At 69.9% G+C, this 16,698-nt stretch carries 13 protein-coding genes; 7 read left to right on the top strand and 6 right to left on the bottom strand.

Translation table 11 applies throughout. The annotated features are described in order from the left end of the window. Position 1 precedes the first annotated feature (1 nt). The 3 genes from H9651_RS06750 to H9651_RS06740 are packed head-to-tail and all read right to left on the bottom strand — an operon-like array spanning position 2 to position 3,203. Positions 2-877, bottom strand: a complete 876-nt coding sequence (locus H9651_RS06750) for a carbohydrate ABC transporter permease (protein ID WP_191718505.1) — start codon at positions 875-877, stop codon at positions 2-4. Continuing rightward, a complete protein-coding gene (locus tag H9651_RS06745; protein WP_191718504.1) occupies positions 874-1,869 on the bottom strand; it encodes a carbohydrate ABC transporter permease in 996 nt (331 codons plus the stop codon). The genes H9651_RS06750 and H9651_RS06745 overlap by 4 nt, the downstream gene beginning before the upstream one ends. A gap of 17 nt (positions 1,870-1,886) precedes the next feature. Next, entirely contained in the window at positions 1,887-3,203 is a 1,317-nt protein-coding gene (locus tag H9651_RS06740; protein WP_191718503.1) for an ABC transporter substrate-binding protein, read from the bottom strand. Between the two features lie 281 nt (positions 3,204-3,484). Here H9651_RS06740 and H9651_RS06735 point away from each other — a divergent pair, with 281 nt between their 5' ends. From H9651_RS06735 to H9651_RS06725, 3 genes are read left to right on the top strand one after another with little or no spacing between them, the layout of a single operon-like run. Continuing rightward, a complete protein-coding gene (locus tag H9651_RS06735) occupies positions 3,485-4,507 on the top strand; it encodes a LacI family DNA-binding transcriptional regulator (protein ID WP_191718502.1) in 1,023 nt (340 codons plus the stop codon). Continuing rightward, the gene (locus H9651_RS06730; RefSeq protein WP_191718501.1) at positions 4,504-6,675 is read left to right on the top strand and encodes an alpha-galactosidase; all 2,172 of its coding nucleotides are present in this window, start codon (positions 4,504-4,506) and stop codon (positions 6,673-6,675) included. Before H9651_RS06735 ends, H9651_RS06730 begins: the two co-directional genes overlap by 4 nt. Before the next feature lie 37 nt (positions 6,676-6,712). Beyond that, complete coding sequence (locus tag H9651_RS06725) at positions 6,713-8,932, top strand: NADP-dependent isocitrate dehydrogenase (protein WP_191718500.1); 2,220 nt, start codon at positions 6,713-6,715, stop codon at positions 8,930-8,932. Positions 8,933-9,058: 126 nt separating this feature from the next. Here H9651_RS06725 and H9651_RS06720 read toward each other — a convergent pair whose 3' ends face one another. From H9651_RS06720 to H9651_RS06710, 3 genes are all read right to left on the bottom strand, one after another. After that, on the bottom strand, positions 9,059-9,511 hold the full coding sequence (locus H9651_RS06720; RefSeq protein WP_191718499.1) for a GNAT family N-acetyltransferase: 453 nt from the start codon (positions 9,509-9,511) through the stop codon (positions 9,059-9,061). 62 nt (positions 9,512-9,573) lie between these two features. Further along, positions 9,574-10,551 (bottom strand): acetylxylan esterase, encoded by a 978-nt coding sequence (locus tag H9651_RS06715; protein ID WP_191718498.1) that lies wholly within the window; start codon positions 10,549-10,551, stop codon positions 9,574-9,576. A 28-nt stretch (positions 10,552-10,579) separates the two neighbouring features. Then, positions 10,580-12,070: a L,D-transpeptidase family protein gene (locus H9651_RS06710; protein ID WP_191718497.1), complete on the bottom strand. Its 1,491-nt coding sequence runs from the start codon at positions 12,068-12,070 to the stop codon at positions 10,580-10,582. A 203-nt stretch (positions 12,071-12,273) separates the two neighbouring features. On the opposite strand from H9651_RS06710, the gene H9651_RS06705 reads away from it, so the two are divergent. The 4 genes from H9651_RS06705 to H9651_RS06690 all read left to right on the top strand — a co-directional run bounded on the left by H9651_RS06705 (position 12,274) and on the right by H9651_RS06690 (position 16,697). After that, entirely contained in the window at positions 12,274-13,446 is a 1,173-nt protein-coding gene (locus tag H9651_RS06705; RefSeq protein ID WP_191718496.1) for an ROK family transcriptional regulator, read from the top strand. Between the two features lie 82 nt (positions 13,447-13,528). Beyond that, on the top strand, positions 13,529-14,764 hold the full coding sequence (locus tag H9651_RS06700; RefSeq protein ID WP_191718495.1) for an extracellular solute-binding protein: 1,236 nt from the start codon (positions 13,529-13,531) through the stop codon (positions 14,762-14,764). Between the two features lie 86 nt (positions 14,765-14,850). Beyond that, positions 14,851-15,825, top strand: coding sequence for a carbohydrate ABC transporter permease (locus H9651_RS06695; RefSeq protein ID WP_191718494.1), 975 nt, complete (start codon positions 14,851-14,853; stop codon positions 15,823-15,825). An 8-nt stretch (positions 15,826-15,833) separates the two neighbouring features. Further along, positions 15,834-16,697, top strand: a complete 864-nt coding sequence (locus H9651_RS06690) for a carbohydrate ABC transporter permease (RefSeq protein WP_191718574.1) — start codon at positions 15,834-15,836, stop codon at positions 16,695-16,697. Position 16,698 lies beyond the last annotated feature (1 nt).

Raw genomic sequence — 16,698 nt, 5'->3', positions numbered from 1 at the left:
TTCACTTGACCGCTCCTGACGTGAGGCCCTTGTAGATCCACCGCTGCAGCAGCAGGAATGCCACGAGCGTCGGGATGATCACGACGATCGTGCCGGCGGCGATGACCTCCCACTGCGCACCGAACGGGCCCTTGAAGCGGAACAGCGACGTGGAGATGAACCCCTCGGACGGCAGATAGAGGAAGGGGGCGTAGAACTCGTTGTAGACGGCGATCCCCTTGATGATGACCACCGTCGCGATGGCGGGCTTGAGCAGCGGCAGCACGACCCGCCAGTAGATCGTCCAGCGGTTCGCTCCGTCGATCATGGCTGCCTCGTCGAGCGAGATGGGGATGGACTGCATGAACTGGATGAACAGGTAGATGGCGATGATGTCGGTACCCATGAACAGCAGGATCAGCGCTGCCTTGGTGTCGTAGAGTCCGAGCCCGTTGATGAGCTGGAACGTGGCGACCTGGCTCGTGACCCCCGGGATGAGGGTCGCGATGAGGAACAATCCCATCACGAGCTTCTTGCCGCGGAAGACGAAGCGGTCCAGCGCATACGCCGCCATCGTCCCGAGGAAGACGGTGCCGACGAGCGACACGGCCAGCACGATGCCGGTGTTGACGAAGCCTTCGAGCATCTTGCCGCTCGTGAACGCGGTGACGAAGTTGTCGAAGTTCAGCCAGTTCTGCGGCAGGTCGAAGGGGCCGGACTGCGCGTACTCGGGAGCGGTCTTGAGGCTGGCGAACAGCAGCACCGACAGGGGGAGCAGCGTCACCACGGCGGCGAGCACGAGGCTGGTGTACTTGGCGGTCGTCGCGCTCGTGGAGCGGATGCGCTCGCCGAGCGTGCGCCCGGGCGTGATGCGCCGCGGCGCGGCGGTGACGGTCATGTCAGGTCCACCTTCTCGTCGGGGAACAGTTTTCGCTGGATCACGGTCACGACCAGCACGATCACCAGCAGTACGACGGCCATCGCCGAGGCGAGCCCCACCTGCCGGAAGTTGAAGGCGGTCTGCAGGGTCTGGATCACGAAGGTCGCCGATCCGTTGGCGCCACCGGTCATGATGAACGGGATCTCGAACACCGACAGGCTCCCGGCGATGGCGAGGATGAAGCTCAGGCCGATGATGCGCCGGATGCCGGGGAAGATGATGGCCCAGAACTGCTGCCAGCGGGTGGCCCCGTCGAGGTCGGCCGCCTCATACAACTCGTGCGGGATCGACTGGATGGCACCCAGGAACAGCACGAAGTTCAGCCCCGTGTAACGCCACACCGATGTGCCGGCCAACGACCAGTTGACGATGTCGGGGTTGCCGAGCCACTGCGGCGGATCGGCGAGCCCGAACCACGCCAGCACGGTGTCCAGCGTCCCGCCCGGCTGGAACAGGTAGAGGAAGACGAACCCGACCGCGACGCCGTTGATGAGGTACGGGAAGAACAGGATGCCGCGGAAGAGGCTCGACAGGCGCGTGGAGAAGCTCAGGATCGTCGCGAAGTACAGCGCGATCGCCATCTGCACGAACGAGGCGGCGAAGTAGTACAGGCTCACCCAGAACACGTTGAAGATGCGCGGGTCGGTGAACACACGCACGTAGTTGTCGAACCCGACGAACTCCTTCGTCAGGTCGATGCCGTCCCAGTCGGTGACGCTGTACCAGAAGAGGTTCAGCGCGGGCCAGTAGGTGAACAGCAGCAGCAGCCCCACGGCGCCCGCGAGGAACAGCCACGGTGTGAACCGGGCGGCGGTGCGCCGCCCGGTGCGCGCCCGGCCCTCGGGGGCGCCGGCTGCGCGGCGGGAACCGCGCAGCCGACGTGCCCGAGCGGGGGCGGAGAGGACGGCGGGCGCATCGGCCGGTGCCGCGCCGGGTGTGGCCAGTGACATGTCGCCGTCCCTTCCGATCAGTCCGCGACGTTCGCGATCGACGCTGCCCAGCGCTCGTTGAGCTCGGCGAAGTAGCTCTCCTTGTCGCCGTCGGCGGCTCCCCGGGCGATGTCGACGAGCTTCTGGCGGTAGATCGGGCCGTACAGGTCGATCTGCGAGTCATCGGCGATCTCGTTGATGAGGCCCTCCTTGCCGGCGGGCGCGGGGTTGATCTCCATCAGCTCCACCCCGGCGTCGGACAGGCCCGACAGCGTGGCGGGGAGCTCGGCGTCGATGACGGGGGAGACCATGCCCTGCGCCTCGGTGTAGCCGGAGTTCTCCACGACCCACTGGATCCACGCCCACGCCGCCGCCTTGGCCTTGGAGTGCTTGCTGACGGCGAGGTTGTAGTCGCCGCCGATGACGGCGTACTGCGCGCCGTCGACGGTGGCGGGGAAGGCCATGAAGCCGATGTCGTCGGCGGAGGCGCCGCCGGTCTCTGCGGCATCCTGCATCTGCGAGATGGCCCACGAGCCGAGCGTCATCGCGGCGATCTTGCCGGTGCCGAGGTCGACCTTGGACTGCTCCCAGTTGGTGGTCAGCGGGTCGGGCTCGGTGAGCCCCGCCGCCACCGATTCGTACAGCAGCGAGTCGATCGCATACATGTCGGTGCCCTCGGTCCACGGCGCCGGGTCCTCGGCCATGGTGATGGGCGCGTCGGGGTCGTTCGTGATGGCGCCCAGATTGCCGAAGCTCTGCGTCAGCGGCCAGCCGTCCTTGTAATTGGTGTACAGCGGCACGGCGTCGGTGTTGTCCGCGACCTGCTGCAGCGCGTCGAGCCACTCCGCCTCGCTCGTGGGCAGGGTCGTGACGCCGGCCTCTTCGAAGACGCGCTTGTTGTAGACCACGCCGTTGGCGTTGCCGCCGAAGGCGATGCCGTACTGCGTGCCGTCGAAGCTGGCGCCGGGGAGGAAGCGGTAGGTGTCCTCGAAGCCGGCGGTCTCGCCCAGCGGCTCGAGGAACTGCTCGAACTGGTCGGGCTGGATGGCGGGGATGCCGATGACATCGCCGTAGTTGGTGGTGCTCATGCGGGTGAGCATCTCGCCGGCGTAGTCGGTGATGCCCTCGAAGGTGACGGTGACGTCGGGGTACTCCTCGTTGAACGCCGCGGCGTACTCCTCGAACGTGCCGTCTTCGACGAGGTCGGTGCGCCAGGTGACGACCTTGATCTCGCCCTGCACCTCCCCGTCGATGGTGTTGTCGGCGTCGCCGCCTCCGCCGCCGCCTGCGCAGCCACTGAGTACGATGCCGGCTGCGGCGAGCAGGCCGATGCCTGCCAAAGCCTTCCGTGCCATGTGATGTCTCCTCTTCGGTTCGCCCTCGAACTTCGCGCCTCGCATCCTCGCGGGGTTTCGCGTCGCCAGGTTAGGTGGGTTCGCACGACCCGCGCAAGGGTCGGATGACAGCGCTGTCTCGCGTTGTCCGAAGGGCGCTCGCACAGAAAACCAAGCCTCGGATCAGGCGTTTCTCGAATTCGAGGCCGTTCGCTGTCCAGCAAATGTCCGCTCCGATGTCCTACGTCGTCATCGAGCGATGAGGTGCTAGCCTGGCCGGGTCGCGACGAAGGGACGTGCCGATGACGGTGCAGCAGCGGGCCACGCTCGACGATGTCGCGCGCCTCGCGGGGGTGAGCTCGAAGACGGTCTCGCGGGTGTTCACGCATCGCGAGCTGGTCGCCCCCGAGACGGCGGAACGCGTGCTCACGGCCGCCAAGCGGCTGCGGTTTCGCCCCAATACGCTCGCGCGGGGACTGCGCCGCGGCGGCGGCACCAACACGGTGGGGTTCATCATGGGCGAGCTCGGCAACCCGTTCTATTACAAGGTCGCCTCCGGCATCGAGAAGCAGCTGGCCGCCGCCGGGTACGGGCTGGTCGTGGCCACCACCGACGACACCCCGGAAGGGGAGGAGCGGGTCGCCGATGCGCTGCTGGCGCAGCGGATCGGCGCGCTGCTGCTCATCCCCGTCGCCGAGGACCAGTCCTACCTCGAAGGCGAGCGTCAACTGGGAACCCCCGTCATCGCCATCGACCGGCCGGCGCGCAATCTCGTCGCCGACGCCGTGGTGCTCGAGAACCACCGCGGGGTGTTCGACGCGACCTCGCGCCTGCTGGCGCGCGGGCACCGCCGCATCGGATACGTCTGCAACCCGGCCTCGGTGTACACCCAGGCCGAGCGCCTGCGCGGCTACCGTGACGCGCTCGCCCGCTACGACATCCACGATTCGCATCGCTGGGAACGACTCGGCGACGACCTCACGGTGCCCGCCGATCGGCTCATCGCCGACCTCCTCGCGCGCGACGACGCGCCCACGGCGCTCATCGCCGGCAACAACCGCGTCACCATCAGCGCGTTGCGGGTGCTGCGCGACCGCGGCGACGACGGCCGCACTGCATTCATCGGGTTCGACGACTTCGACACAGCCGACGTGCTGGGCGTGAGCGTCATCAGCTACGACCCGCTCGAACTCGGCCGCCGCGCGGCGGCACTGGCGATCGAGCGCATGGCCGACCCTGCCGGGTTCACCCAGCAGATCGCGCTGGCGACCTGGGTACTGGAGCGGGGCACGGGCGAGCGCCCGCCGCACGAGAGGATGCCATGACGACGAGGCGACACGTGCACCTCGAGGCCCACGGCGTCGCCGTGGTGCTCGAGCTGGACGGCGACCGGCTGCCGGCGGTGCTGCACTGGGGCCGGGCGTTGGGCCCGCGCTCGGAAGCGGACCTCGAGGCGCTGTCGGCGGCGCTGAGCCGGCAGACCCCGCCGGGCACCCTCGACGCGGCCTGGCAGGTGTCGCTGTCGCCGCAGGAGGGCGACGGGTTCACCGGGCGGCCCGGCATGGAGCTGCGCCGCCGGGGCGTGCTGCACCATCCGCGGTGGCGCGTGGCGGAAGTCGACGCCGGAGACGCCGAGGTCACCGTCGTCGCCGACGACGCGGCATCCGGCCTGCGACTTCGGATCGGGCTCGCCATCGAGACGGGCGGCGTCGTGTGGGTCCAGCAGCGGCTGGAGCTCGCCGAGGGCGCGGAGCCGGTGGAGATCGGCTGGCTGGAAGCCACGATGCCGGTGCCGGCCGGGGTCGATGCGCTGCTGACCTTCGACGGACGGTGGACGCGCGAGAAGCGGCCGGTGGCGCTGGGCCTTCCGCCCGGAGCGACCGTGCGCCAGTCCCGGCGAGGGCGACCCGGCCACGACGCGCCGATCGCCGCGATCGTCTCGCGCGGCACCGCGCGGTGGGGCGGCGGGGAGGTCTGGGGCGTGCACCCCGCGTGGTCGTCGGATGTCACCCTGCGCACCGACCGGCTCACCGACGCCGTGCCGCTCATCGGTGCGGGGGAGCTGCTGCGCCCGGGGGAGATCGTGCTCGCCGGCGGTGAGCACTTCGCCGCGGCGCGCGTCGCGTTCGTGTACAGCGCCGCCGGCCTCGACGGGTTCGCCGGCCGCGTGCACACCTGGCTGCGGGCGCGCCCGCAGCATCCGCGCACCCCGCGCCCGCTCGTGCTCAACACGTGGGAGGCGGTGTACTTCGACCAGCGGCCCGAGCCGCTGATGGCGCTCGCCGACCGCGCCGCCGAGATCGGCGTGGAGCGGTTCGTGCTCGACGACGGCTGGTTCCACCGGCGCCGCGACGACTCCACGAGTCTCGGGGACTGGGTGGTCGACCGCACCGTCTGGCCCGACGGCCTCGGCCCGCTCGCCGCGCATGTGCACGCGCGGGGCATGCAGTTCGGGCTGTGGTTCGAGCCCGAGATGGTGAGTCTCGACTCCGACCTCGCCCGCGCGCACCCCGACTGGCTGCTGCACGAGCCGGGACACCTCGACCACCCCGAGGCGCTGTCGTGGCGGCAGCAGTACGTGCTGAACCTCGCCCACCCGGGTGCCTTCGCGCACGTGCGCGACCAGATGGATGCCCTCATCGGCGAACTCGGGATCGAGTTCATCAAGTGGGACCACAACCGCGACCTCGTCGAGAGCGTGCACGAGGGCCGCCCCGGCGGCCACGCGCAGATGGCGGCGGTGTACCGGCTCATCCGCGATCTCAAGAAGCGGCATCCGCTGCTCGAGATCGAATCCTGCTCCAGCGGCGGGGCGCGCACCGACCTCGGCATGCTCGAGCTCTGCGACCGCGTGTGGGCGAGCGATTCGAACGACCCCCTCGAGCGGCAGGACATCCAGCGCTGGACGGGGCTGCTGCTGCCGCCGGAGCTCGTCGGCGCGCACGTCGGCCCCACCGACGCCCACAGCTCCGGGCGCCGCACGACGCTGTCGTATCGGCTGGCGACGAGTCTCATGGGTTCGGCCGGGTTCGAGTGGGACCTGCTGTCGTGCGACCCCGAGGAGACGGCGGTGCTCGCCCGGTTCGCGGCGCTGTACAAACAGCTGCGCCCGATCGTGCACACCGGGCAGGTGCACCACCCGGTGCTGCGCGACCCGGCGTGGCGGGCGACGGCGTTCCTCTCAGGCGACGAGGCGGTCGTGATCGTGGCGACCGTCGCGAGCCTCGAAGACGCCCGAGCCGAGCGGCTGCAGATCCCCGGGCTCGACGGCGACCGCCGCTACCGCGTGCGGGTGCGACGCGAGATCGGGGACGCCGCCTACGGATGGGTCGCGCCGGAGTGGTTCACGGCGGGGGAGACCGTGCTGCCCGGTGCCGTGCTCACCGGCGTCGGACTGCAGCTTCCCACTCTCTGGCCGGCGCAGGCCTTCGTGCTGCACCTGCAGGCGGAGGGGGTGCGCGGCGGACGCTCACACGTGCCCGGGGTATCTTGATATCGAGACAATCCAGCTCGTGAATGGAGAGACACGGATGACCGAGCCGACCATCATCTACACCTACACCGACGAGGCGCCGGCGCTGGCCACGGCGTCGTTCCTGCCGATCGTGCAGGCCTACGCCGGTCAGGCTGGGGTGTCCGTCGAGACGCGGGACATCTCGCTCGCCGGCCGTGTGCTGGCCGCGTTCCCGCAGCGCCTGACGCCCGAGCAGCAGGTCAGCGACGCGCTGGCCGAGCTCGGTGGCCTCGCGACGCTGCCCGAAGCCAACATCATCAAGCTCCCCAACATCTCCGCCTCCATCCCGCAGCTGAAGGCCGCCATCGCCGAGCTGCAGGCCGCGGGCTACGACATCCCGGATTACCCCGACGAGCCGACCACGCTCGAGGAGAAGGACATCCGCGCCCGCTACGACCGCATCAAGGGCTCCGCGGTGAACCCGGTGCTGCGCGAGGGCAACAGCGACCGCCGTGCACCGCTGGCGGTGAAGAACTACGCCCGCAAGCACCCGCACCGCAACAAGCCGTTCGCCGAGGGCTCCCGCACCCGCGTCGCCACGCTCGGACACGACGACTTCAAGGCCAACGAGACCTCCGTCGTGATCCCCGCCGACGACGTGCTGACGATCCGCCACGTGGCATCCGACGGCACCGTCACCACCCTCAAGGAGGGGCTCAAGGTCCTCCCCGGCGAGATCGTGGATGCCACCTTCCTCTCCGCCGCGGCGCTGGACGCGTTCCTGGCCGAGACGCTGCGCGCGGCCGAGGCCGACGACATCCTCTACTCCGTGCACCTGAAGGCGACGATGATGAAGGTCAGCGACCCCATCATCTTCGGCCACGTCGTGCGCGCTTACTTCGCCGACGTGTTCGCCCGTTACGGCGACCGCATCGCCGCGGCCGGTCTCACCCCCAACGACGGCCTCGGCGGCATCCTGTCGGGCCTGAAGGACGTCGACGGCGGCGAAGAGATCATCGCGGCGTTCACCGACGCGATGGCGCAGGGACCGCGACTGTCGTACGTCAACTCCGACAAGGGCATCACGAACCTGCACGTGCCGTCGGACGTCATCGTGGATGCCTCCATGCCGGCGCTCGTGCGCAACGGCGGCAAGCTCTGGGGCGCCGACGGCGGCGAGGACGACACCATCGCCGTCATCCCCGACTCCTCCTACGCCGGGGTCTACCAGGCCGTCATCGACGACGTCATCGCGCACGGTCCGCTGGACCCGGCGACCATCGGCAGCGTCCCGAACGTCGGTCTCATGGCACAGGCGGCCGAGGAGTACGGCAGCCACGACAAGACGTTCGAGATCTCCGCCGCCGGCGTGGTGCAGGTGGTGAACTCCGCCGGCGACGTGCTGCTGGAGCACACCGTCGCCCCCGGCGACATCTGGCGCGCGACGCAGACCAAGGACATCGCGGTGCGTGACTGGGTGAAGCTCGCCGTCACCCGCGCCCGCGCCACCGGTGTTCCGGCGGTATTCTGGCTCGACGAGACCCGCGCGCACGACGCGCAGCTGATCGAGAAGGTGAAGACCTACCTCGCCGACCACGACACCGAGGGCCTCACGATCGAGATCCTCGCGCCCGCCGAGGCGACTCGGTATTCGCTGGACCGCATCCGCCAGGGCAAGGACACCATCTCGGTGACCGGCAACGTGCTGCGCGACTACCTCACCGACCTGTTCCCGATCCTCGAGGTGGGCACGAGCGCCAAGATGCTCTCGATCGTGCCGCTGCTGGCCGGTGGCGGGCTGTTCGAGACCGGTGCCGGCGGCTCCGCGCCCAAGCACGTGCAGCAGCTGCTCGAGCAGGACTACCTGCGGTGGGACTCGCTGGGGGAGTTCTTCGCCCTCGCGGCATCGCTCGAGCACCTCGCGACCACGACCGGCAACGCCAAGGCGCAGGTGCTGGCCGACACGCTGGATGCCGCGACCGGCACATTCCTCGAGCAGGACCGCTCGCCCGGTCGCAAGCTCGGCACGATCGACAACCGCGGCAGCCACTTCTACCTCGCGCTGTACTGGGCGCAGGAGCTGGCCCGCCAGAGTGCCGACGCAGAGCTGGCTGCGGTCTTCGCGCCGGTCGCCGAGGAGCTGGCGGCCCAGGAGCAGGCGATCGTCGCCGAGCTGAACGCCGTGCAGGGTTCGGCCGTCGACGTCGGCGGCTACTACCGCCCCGACACCGCGCGCGTGGAGGCCGTCATGCGCCCCTCGACCACCTTCAACACGGTGATCGACACGCTCGTCTGACCCCGCGGCATCCACGACGATGCCCCGGCCGCTCGCGCGGCCGGGGCATCGTCGTTTCCGGCGGGCGCCGCGCCGCCGCCGGGTTCGGGCCGCGTATCGGGTACCGGGCCGGGGCGCTCGGCGGGATTACAGACGCACTTCGGCGACGGTCTCGCCGTACTCCGTCTCGCCGACGGGGGTGAACCCGACACGGCGGAAGAAGGTGTCGGGGCCGTCGGTGCCGGCTTCGTAGATGACGTTGACGTGGTCCATGCCGCGCGTGCGGGCCTCGGACAGCAGCTCCTCGACGGCGAAGCGGCCGACGCCGCGGCCCTGGTCATCGGCATCCACATTGATGCGCCACAGCACGGAGCGGAAGTGCTCCTGCGGCGCCTCGGGGTCGAAGTTGGCGCTGACGAATCCGACCACCTCGTCGCCGTCGAGCACGACGCGCTGCCACGACGTCGAGGGGTTCACGACCGTCGCGGCGATCGCGTAGCTCTCGGGGGCGAGGAAGCGCTCCTGCCCCGGCTTGAGCGACATGTTGTTGACCGCGACGATCGTGGATGCCGACAGTTCTTCTACACGTAGCTCAGCCATTCCCACAGGGTAACGGGGTTTCGCGTCCCGTCGCATTTCGGGGCGAACCCGTCACCGGGATTTCACCCTGCGGTCGCGCGCTCGGCGAGGAATGCCGCCTGCGCGAACCACTGGTGCGCCTGCCCGCCCTCATGCTGGTTGTGGGTGTACACCTCGATGCGCTTGTCGTCGCCGGCGTAGTGGTTGAACGCGGCGTACACCGTCGAGGGCGGGCACACCGGGTCCATGAGGGCCACGGAGAACAGCACGGGCGCGGTGGCCCGCTTGGCGAAGTTCGCGCCGTCGAAGTACGACAGGGTGTCGAAGACGCGCTCATCGGCACCGCGATGCACCGACAGGTAGCGAACGACCTCGTGATAGGGGTCCCGATCGGTGAGCCCCACGGCGCGCTCGAAGTGGCACAGGAACGGCACATCGGGCATCGCGGCGACGAGCCCTTCGGCCAGGCCTGCGACGGCGAGCGTGATGCCGCCGCCCTGACTGCCGCCGGCGATCGCCACCCGGGTGGGGTCGACCTCCGGCAGCGACCGCACCGCGTCGACCGCGCGCACGCCGTCGGTGAACACGCGCCGGTAGTAGTAGCTCTCGGGATCGTCGATGCCGCGGGTGAGGAACCCGGTGGCGCTCGGGCCCGATCCGTGCGGGTCGGGGGTGTCGCCACCCGATCCCCACATCGATCCCTGCCCCCGGGTGTCCATGAACAGGTGCACGTACCCGGCCGCGGCCCAGTCGCTGCGCTCGCCGGGAAGACCTCGCCCCCCGCCGTAGCCGTTGAACTCGACGACCGCCGGGAGCGGGCCCGTCGCGCCGCGCGGCAGGGTCAGCCAGGCGCTCACCGGCTCCCCGCCGAAGCCCGGGAAGGTGAGGTCGTAGACGTCGAACACCGTGAAGGGGGTGTCGACGCGAACCCGTCGCACCTCACCCCCCGCGTCGCGCGACTCGGCGATCGTCCGCGACCAGAAGTCGTCGAAATCGTCGGGTTCGCGCACGTCGGGGCGGTACGCCGTCAGCTCTGTCGGGGTCAGATCGAATCGTGGCACGCTCGCCACCATAGGGGGCGGGCGCCGGTCAGTAGTGGATCGACACCTCGACGCCGGGCGCTGCCCAGTCGTAGAGCTGTGCCGCGCGCCACTCCGGCATGCCGACGCAGCCGTGGCTGCTGGGCGTGCCCCATTTACTGTGCCAGTACACGCCGTGGAAGGCCTGACCGCCGTTGAAGTACATCATCCACTTCACGTCGGGCTGCACGTACGGGCCGCGAGGCTCACCGTTGGGTCCGCGGTAGGTGCCGTACAGGGTCTGCATGGGGTACATGCTGTTGATCGTGTAGTTGCCGGTGTACGTGGGGGCACCCTGCTTGCCGGTCGAGACCAGCCAGGAGTCGACGGCGGCCCCGTTCTCGTACAGGGTCACCCGCTGGGCGCTGAGGTTGACGTCGATCGTGCGGGCCAGCGCCGTGGTCTGGAACTCCGTCTCCTTGACGGGGAGGGCGTACACCGCGTTGCCGTCGGCCAGCTGGTCGGCGAAGCCGGCGGCGATGCCGTCGGTCGTCTCCAGGGCCCGACCGGCCTGGCCTGCTTGGATGTCCCAGAGATGCTCGCCGGCCGTGTTCGTGATGACGGTGGCATCCACCGCGGCGCGGTCGACCAGGCCCGGCAGGGTGTCGACGACGGGCTGGATGGCGGCGGGGTCGGCGGTGAATTCGACCGTGCCGTCCTCTCCGGTGCTGAGGGTGATCCAGGATGCCAGCACCGCACGGTCGATCGGAACCGTGCGTTCCTCGCCGACGTAGAAGCCGGCGGTGTCGAGCATGGCGTTGAGGACGTCGGCGCTGCCCTGGGCCGACTCGGTGGTCGTCAGCGGCGCGACGGGGGCCAGGGCCGGTTCATCGAGCACGACGGTGGTGGCACCGTCGTCGAGCGCCTGCTGGAGGCCTGCTTCGACGGCGGCCGGGTCGACGCCTTCGCCGTCGACGGCGGGTGTCACGACGTAGGTCTGGGAAGCGGGGTCGAACGTGAGCGCGGCGTCGGTCGGCACGGTGTACAGGTCCGGCGCCGCCGTCTGGAGAGCCGCTGCGGTGAGAGCGGGATCGATCGTGACCGTCGCGGGGACGGGGTCGCCGAACCACTGGGTCACGTTCCACGCGGGACGCGTCTCGAAGGCGGCGGTGGCCATCTCGCGGGCATCCAGCTGCGCGCCGAGGTCAGCGGCCGACACCGATTGTCCGCCGCCGACGACGATCTCGGTGCTCTCGAGGCGCTCCGCGATCGCCTGGCCGGCGGCACCGGGGGTGAGCAGTCCCACCGGGACACCCGCGACGGTGGTGCCCGGCGCGATCAGCATGAACGATGCCGCGACGGCGCCGAGCGCAGCGACGCCCACCGGAATGCCGATCCACAGGCCCAGTCGGCGCTTCTTGCGCGCGGGTTCGGCCGGTGCCCACTGCGCCTCGCCGCCACCGTCGTCATGGCCGGTGGCGCCCAGTGCGAGCGTCGGTGAATCGTCTGCCGTGGCGTCGTCAGATTCGTCGATGTCAGTACGTGTGACTACGTCCGTCACGTTCCACCCCCCGGTTGCGTGCTCCGATACGTCCTCCCCATGGTAAAGGACGCGGTCCGCACTCGGGGCAACGGGTGGGTCACGGTGAGAGGGGAGTGCGGGACCGAGGGGCGGACCTGTCTGCATAACGTTTTTGTAAACAGTCCTCGCAAACAGCGATCCCGCTCTTGCGTGGGCGGCATTCGTAAGCTCTACTAACAAACATGCCCGGCACCGACGCCCTGCGAAACCCCGCCTCCGAGACCGCCCTGCGCGGCTATGGCGCCGCGCGCCCGCTGCGCCCCGGCGGCAAAGTGCTGCCGGAGCACGCGCGAGCACACAATCGCTCCCTCGTGCTGCAGACGCTGTTCCAGCGCGGTGCGATGAGTCGTGCCGACCTCGCCCGCGAGACGGCGCTCACCCGGGTGACGATCTCCGATCTCGTCGCCGAGCTCATCGCCGACGGCTTCATCGCCGAGCGTGGCACGCGCGAGGCCTCCGGCCCCGGCAAACCCGGGATGCTGGTCGACCTCGATCGCGACGGGCACCGCATCGTCGGCATCGACCTGTCGGGCAGCGACCGCATCCTGGGTGCCGTCCTCACCCTCGACGGCGAGATCGTGGTGCGGCGGGAGATCCCCCTCCCCGCAGGCGACGCCGTCGTCGGCGCCCTGGTCGCGTTCGTCCGCGAGCTCGTCGCCGACTCGCACGCGCCGGTGCTGGGCGTCGGCATCGGCACCCCCGGCATCGTCGACGACGACGGGGTGGTGCTCACCGCGCCCACCTTCGGCTGGTCGGGTCTGGCGCTGCGGGCCATCCTCGCCGACGCGCTGGGGCTCCCGGTGCTCGTGGCCAACGACGCCAACGCCGCGGTGCTCGCCGAGTACACCTTCGGCGGTGCCGGCGAAGACGTGCTGCTGGTGAAAGTCGACCGCGGTGTCGGCTCGGGTCTGCTCGCCGGCGGACAGCCGATGCGCGGCGGCCGCTTCGCCGCGGGTGAGATCGGCCACGTCACCGTCGGCACCGACGGGGGACCTGCGTGCGCGTGCGGCAAGGACGGATGCCTCGAGGCCTGGTTGGCGGCGCCCGCCCTCACCGCCCGGCTCGCCGCCGCCGGCGCCGCCGACCGCGACGGCATCCTCCGCGATGCCGGGGAACGGCTGGGCATCGCCCTGGCGCCCGTCGTCGGCGCGCTGGACCTGTCGGAGATCGTGCTCTCCGGCCCCCCGGAACTGCTCGACGGCCCGCTCGCAGAGCAGACCGCCCAGACCCTCCGCGCCCGCACCCTCGCCGAGTTCCACGAGGGTCTGCGCGTGCGGATGACGGAGCAAGGCGCAGACATCGTCCTGCGTGGTGCCGCCGTCATGGTGCTGTCCGGACGCCTCGGAGTGTCCTGATCTGCACCGGGCCGCCCGGCCCACCCACGAGAACCACACCACTCACCAGAACCACACCCACCCACGAGAACGAAGGAACACCATGAACAAGACGCTTGGAGCCGTTGCGCTCCTCGGCGCCGCGGCGCTCGTACTCACCGGCTGCAGCGGCAGCACCGGCGGCGACGAAGCCGAAGGTGCAGAGATCCGTGTCTGGCTGGTCGGCACCGACACGCCCCAGGAAGCCCGCGACTACCTCACCGACACGTTCGCCGAGGAGAACCCCGGTTCGACCCTGGTGATCGAGGAGCAGTCCTGGGACGGACTGGTCGACAAGCTCACCACGAGCCTGTCCAGCTCCGACAGTCCCGACCTGGTCGAATTCGGCAACACGCAGGCCCCCGCCTTCACCTCGGTCGGGGCGCTGCTGGACATCTCGGACATCTACGAGGACCTCGGCGGCGACGACCTGCTGCCCGGCTTCGTGGAGGCAGGCAGCTACGACGGTGCGTTCTACGCGCCGCCGCTGTACTCCGGCGCGCGTGTCGTCTTCGCCGACCCCGCGCTGGTCTCCGCCGCCCCCGAGACGCTGGAGGACTACATCGCCGAGGCGAAGGCGCTCGCGGCGGCCAACCCCGGTGACTCCGGCATCTACTTCGCCGGTCAGGACTGGTACAACGCGCTCCCGTTCATCTGGGAGAACGGCGGCGAGATCGCCGTCGCCGACGGTGACCAGTGGGACGCGCAGCTGAGCTCGGCGGAGTCGGTCGCCGGTCTCCTGCAGGTGCAGGACCTCATGACCACGGCCTCCACCGCCCCCAAGGACGGCGACAACGCCGAGCCGTGGACGCCGTACTGCGAGGGCACCGCGATCCAGTTCTCCGCCCCCAACTGGGCGCTGGGGCTGGCCAGCGAGTGCGAGACCGACCCTGCTCCCGCCGCCCCCTTCGTCTACGCGCTCCCCGGCATCGACGGCGGCGCCGCGCAGGTCTTCGCCGGTGGCTCCAACATCGGCATCTCGGCGAAGTCCGCCCACCCCGAGCTCGCCAAGAGCGCGCTGGAGATCATCATGAGCGATGAGTTCCAGACGATCTACGGCGAGAACGGCCTCATCCCGGCGAAGAAGTCGCTCGCCTCCACCCTCGGCGACACCCCGGAGGCACTGGCGTTCACCGAAGCCGCCGGCAACGCCAAGCTGACCCCGGCTTCGCCCAACTGGGCGGAGGTCGAGGCCTCCCGCGTGCTGGAGGACTTCTTCGTGAAGATCTCCCAGGGCGGCGACGTCGCCGAGCTCGCGACCGAGGTCGACACCAAGATCGAGGACATCCTCAACGGCTGACCCGGATGCGGCCCCGTGCCGCGCCCGGTGATGTCGGGGCCGGCGGCGAACACCCCCGGCGGCCCACCCTTTCCCCGAGGAGCACCATGACCACCCAGAGCACGCTCGGCCCCCCGACGGGCGTCGCCGACGGCGACACCCCCGAGCCGCGCCCGCCCCGCCGCGGGCGGCGCCGCGGCCGCTTCACGCCCTACGCACTGCTCGTCCCCGCCCTCATCGTGCTGGCCGTCATCACGGGCTGGCCGCTGCTGCAGCTGCTCATCATGTCGGTGCAGGAGTTCGGTCGGGCGCAGGTCTTCGGCGCCGCGCCCGAGTTCGTCGGCCTCGCCAACTACCTCGACGTCCTCACCGACCCGGAGTTCTGGCAGGTGCTGGGCCGATCGCTCATGTTCGCGGCGGTGTGCGTCGTGATCACGATGGTGCTCGGCATCCTCGTCGCACTGCTGCTCAAGCGCCTCGGGGCGGTGCTGCGCACGGTCGTGTCGGTCGGACTGCTGCTGGCGTGGGCCATGCCGCCGCTGTCGGCGACGATCGTGTGGGGCTGGATCTTCGACACCCAGTACGGCGTGCTCAACAACGTGCTGGTGAACACGTTCGGGCTCGAGCAGTACGCGGGGCACTCCTGGCTCATCGAGCCGCTCAGCTTCTTCTTCGTCGCCACGATCATCATCGTGTGGGGCGCGGTGCCGTTCGTCGCGTTCACCGTCTACGCCGGTCTCACCCAGGTGCCCGACGAAGTGCTCGAAGCAGCTCAGCTGGACGGTGCAGGGGCGCTCAAGCGCTTCTTCCTCGTGGTCGTGCCCTACATCCGCCCGATCCTCGCGATCGTGACGATCCTGCAGGTCATCTGGGATCTGCGGGTGTTCACCCAGATCTACGCGCTGCAGTCGATCGGCGGGCTCGCCGAGCAGACCAACACGCTCGGGGTCTACATCTACCGCGTCTCGCTGGGCTCCGGCGACTTCGGCGCGGGCGGGGCGATCTCGGTGATCGTCGTACTGCTGCTGGTCGGGCTCTCGGCGTCCTACGTGCGCCGGAGCGTGAAGGAGGAATCGCTGTGAGCGTCGCCATGTCCGTCCGCCGCCCGTCGCGCGTGGGACGCCGGGTCGGCTCGGTGCTGACGGTGGTGACCGCCCTCGTCGTGTTCGCCGCCTCGGTGTTCCCCGTCTACTGGATGGTGAACACGTCGTTCCAGCCCAACGGGCAGGTGCGGGGGAGCGAGCTGCACTTCTGGCCCGACAACTTCACCCTCGACAACTACCTCGGCGTCGTCTCGGATTCGGCCCGTGCGCCGTTCCTGCCGGCACTGGGCAACTCGCTCATGGTGGCGTTGCTGACCGTCGTGGTCGCCCTCGTCTTCGCTTTCCTCGCCGCCCTCGCCGTCACCAGGTTCCGATTCCGCAGCCGCGCGCCGTTCATCATCACGATCCTCATCATCCAGATGATCCCGGCCGAGGCGATGATCATCTCCGTGTTCCGTCTCGTCGACGGGTGGCAGCTGCTGAACACCGTCATCGGGCTGTCGCTGGTGTACATCGCCACGGTGCTTCCCTTCACCATCTGGACGCTCCGCGGCTTCGTCAACGGCGTGCCGATCGAGCTCGAGGAGGCGGGCATGATCGACGGTCTCAGCCGCTCGCAGGCGTTCTGGAAGATCACCTTCCCGCTGCTCGCCCCCGGCCTCGTGGCCACCGGGGTGTTCGGCTTCATCCAGGCGTGGAACGAGTTCGTCTTCGCCCTCGTGCTCAACCCCCGCCCCGAGGCGATGACGCTGCCGGTGTGGCTGCGCACCTTCCTCGACCCCAACGGCGGCATCAACTGGGCCGAGCTCATGGCGGGCTCGACCCTCGTGGCGGTGCCGGTCGTGGTGTTCTTCCTCATCGTGCAGAGCCGGATGACCGGCGGCATGGTCTCCGGGGCGGTCAAGGGCTGAT

This window comes from Microbacterium pullorum (assembly GCF_014836535.1).
GTDB classification, from domain to species: Bacteria; Actinomycetota; Actinomycetes; order Actinomycetales; family Microbacteriaceae; genus Microbacterium; species Microbacterium pullorum.
The sequence above is the reverse complement of the archived record's forward strand: the minus strand, read 5'-3'. Positions and strand labels throughout refer to the sequence as shown.

Coding starts and splice junctions, on each gene's coding strand:
- H9651_RS06750 (WP_191718505.1), bottom strand. CDS start 877: ATGACCGTCACCGCCGCGCCGCGGCGCATCACGCCCGGGCGCACGCTC.
- H9651_RS06745 (WP_191718504.1), bottom strand. CDS start 1,869: ATGTCACTGGCCACACCCGGCGCGGCACCGGCCGATGCGCCCGCCGTC.
- H9651_RS06740 (WP_191718503.1), bottom strand. CDS start 3,203: ATGGCACGGAAGGCTTTGGCAGGCATCGGCCTGCTCGCCGCAGCCGGC.
- H9651_RS06735 (WP_191718502.1), top strand. CDS start 3,485: ATGACGGTGCAGCAGCGGGCCACGCTCGACGATGTCGCGCGCCTCGCG.
- H9651_RS06730 (WP_191718501.1), top strand. CDS start 4,504: ATGACGACGAGGCGACACGTGCACCTCGAGGCCCACGGCGTCGCCGTG.
- H9651_RS06725 (WP_191718500.1), top strand. CDS start 6,713: ATGACCGAGCCGACCATCATCTACACCTACACCGACGAGGCGCCGGCG.
- H9651_RS06720 (WP_191718499.1), bottom strand. CDS start 9,511: ATGGCTGAGCTACGTGTAGAAGAACTGTCGGCATCCACGATCGTCGCG.
- H9651_RS06705 (WP_191718496.1), top strand. CDS start 12,274: ATGCCCGGCACCGACGCCCTGCGAAACCCCGCCTCCGAGACCGCCCTG.
- H9651_RS06700 (WP_191718495.1), top strand. CDS start 13,529: ATGAACAAGACGCTTGGAGCCGTTGCGCTCCTCGGCGCCGCGGCGCTC.
- H9651_RS06695 (WP_191718494.1), top strand. CDS start 14,851: ATGACCACCCAGAGCACGCTCGGCCCCCCGACGGGCGTCGCCGACGGC.
- H9651_RS06690 (WP_191718574.1), top strand. CDS start 15,834: ATGTCCGTCCGCCGCCCGTCGCGCGTGGGACGCCGGGTCGGCTCGGTG.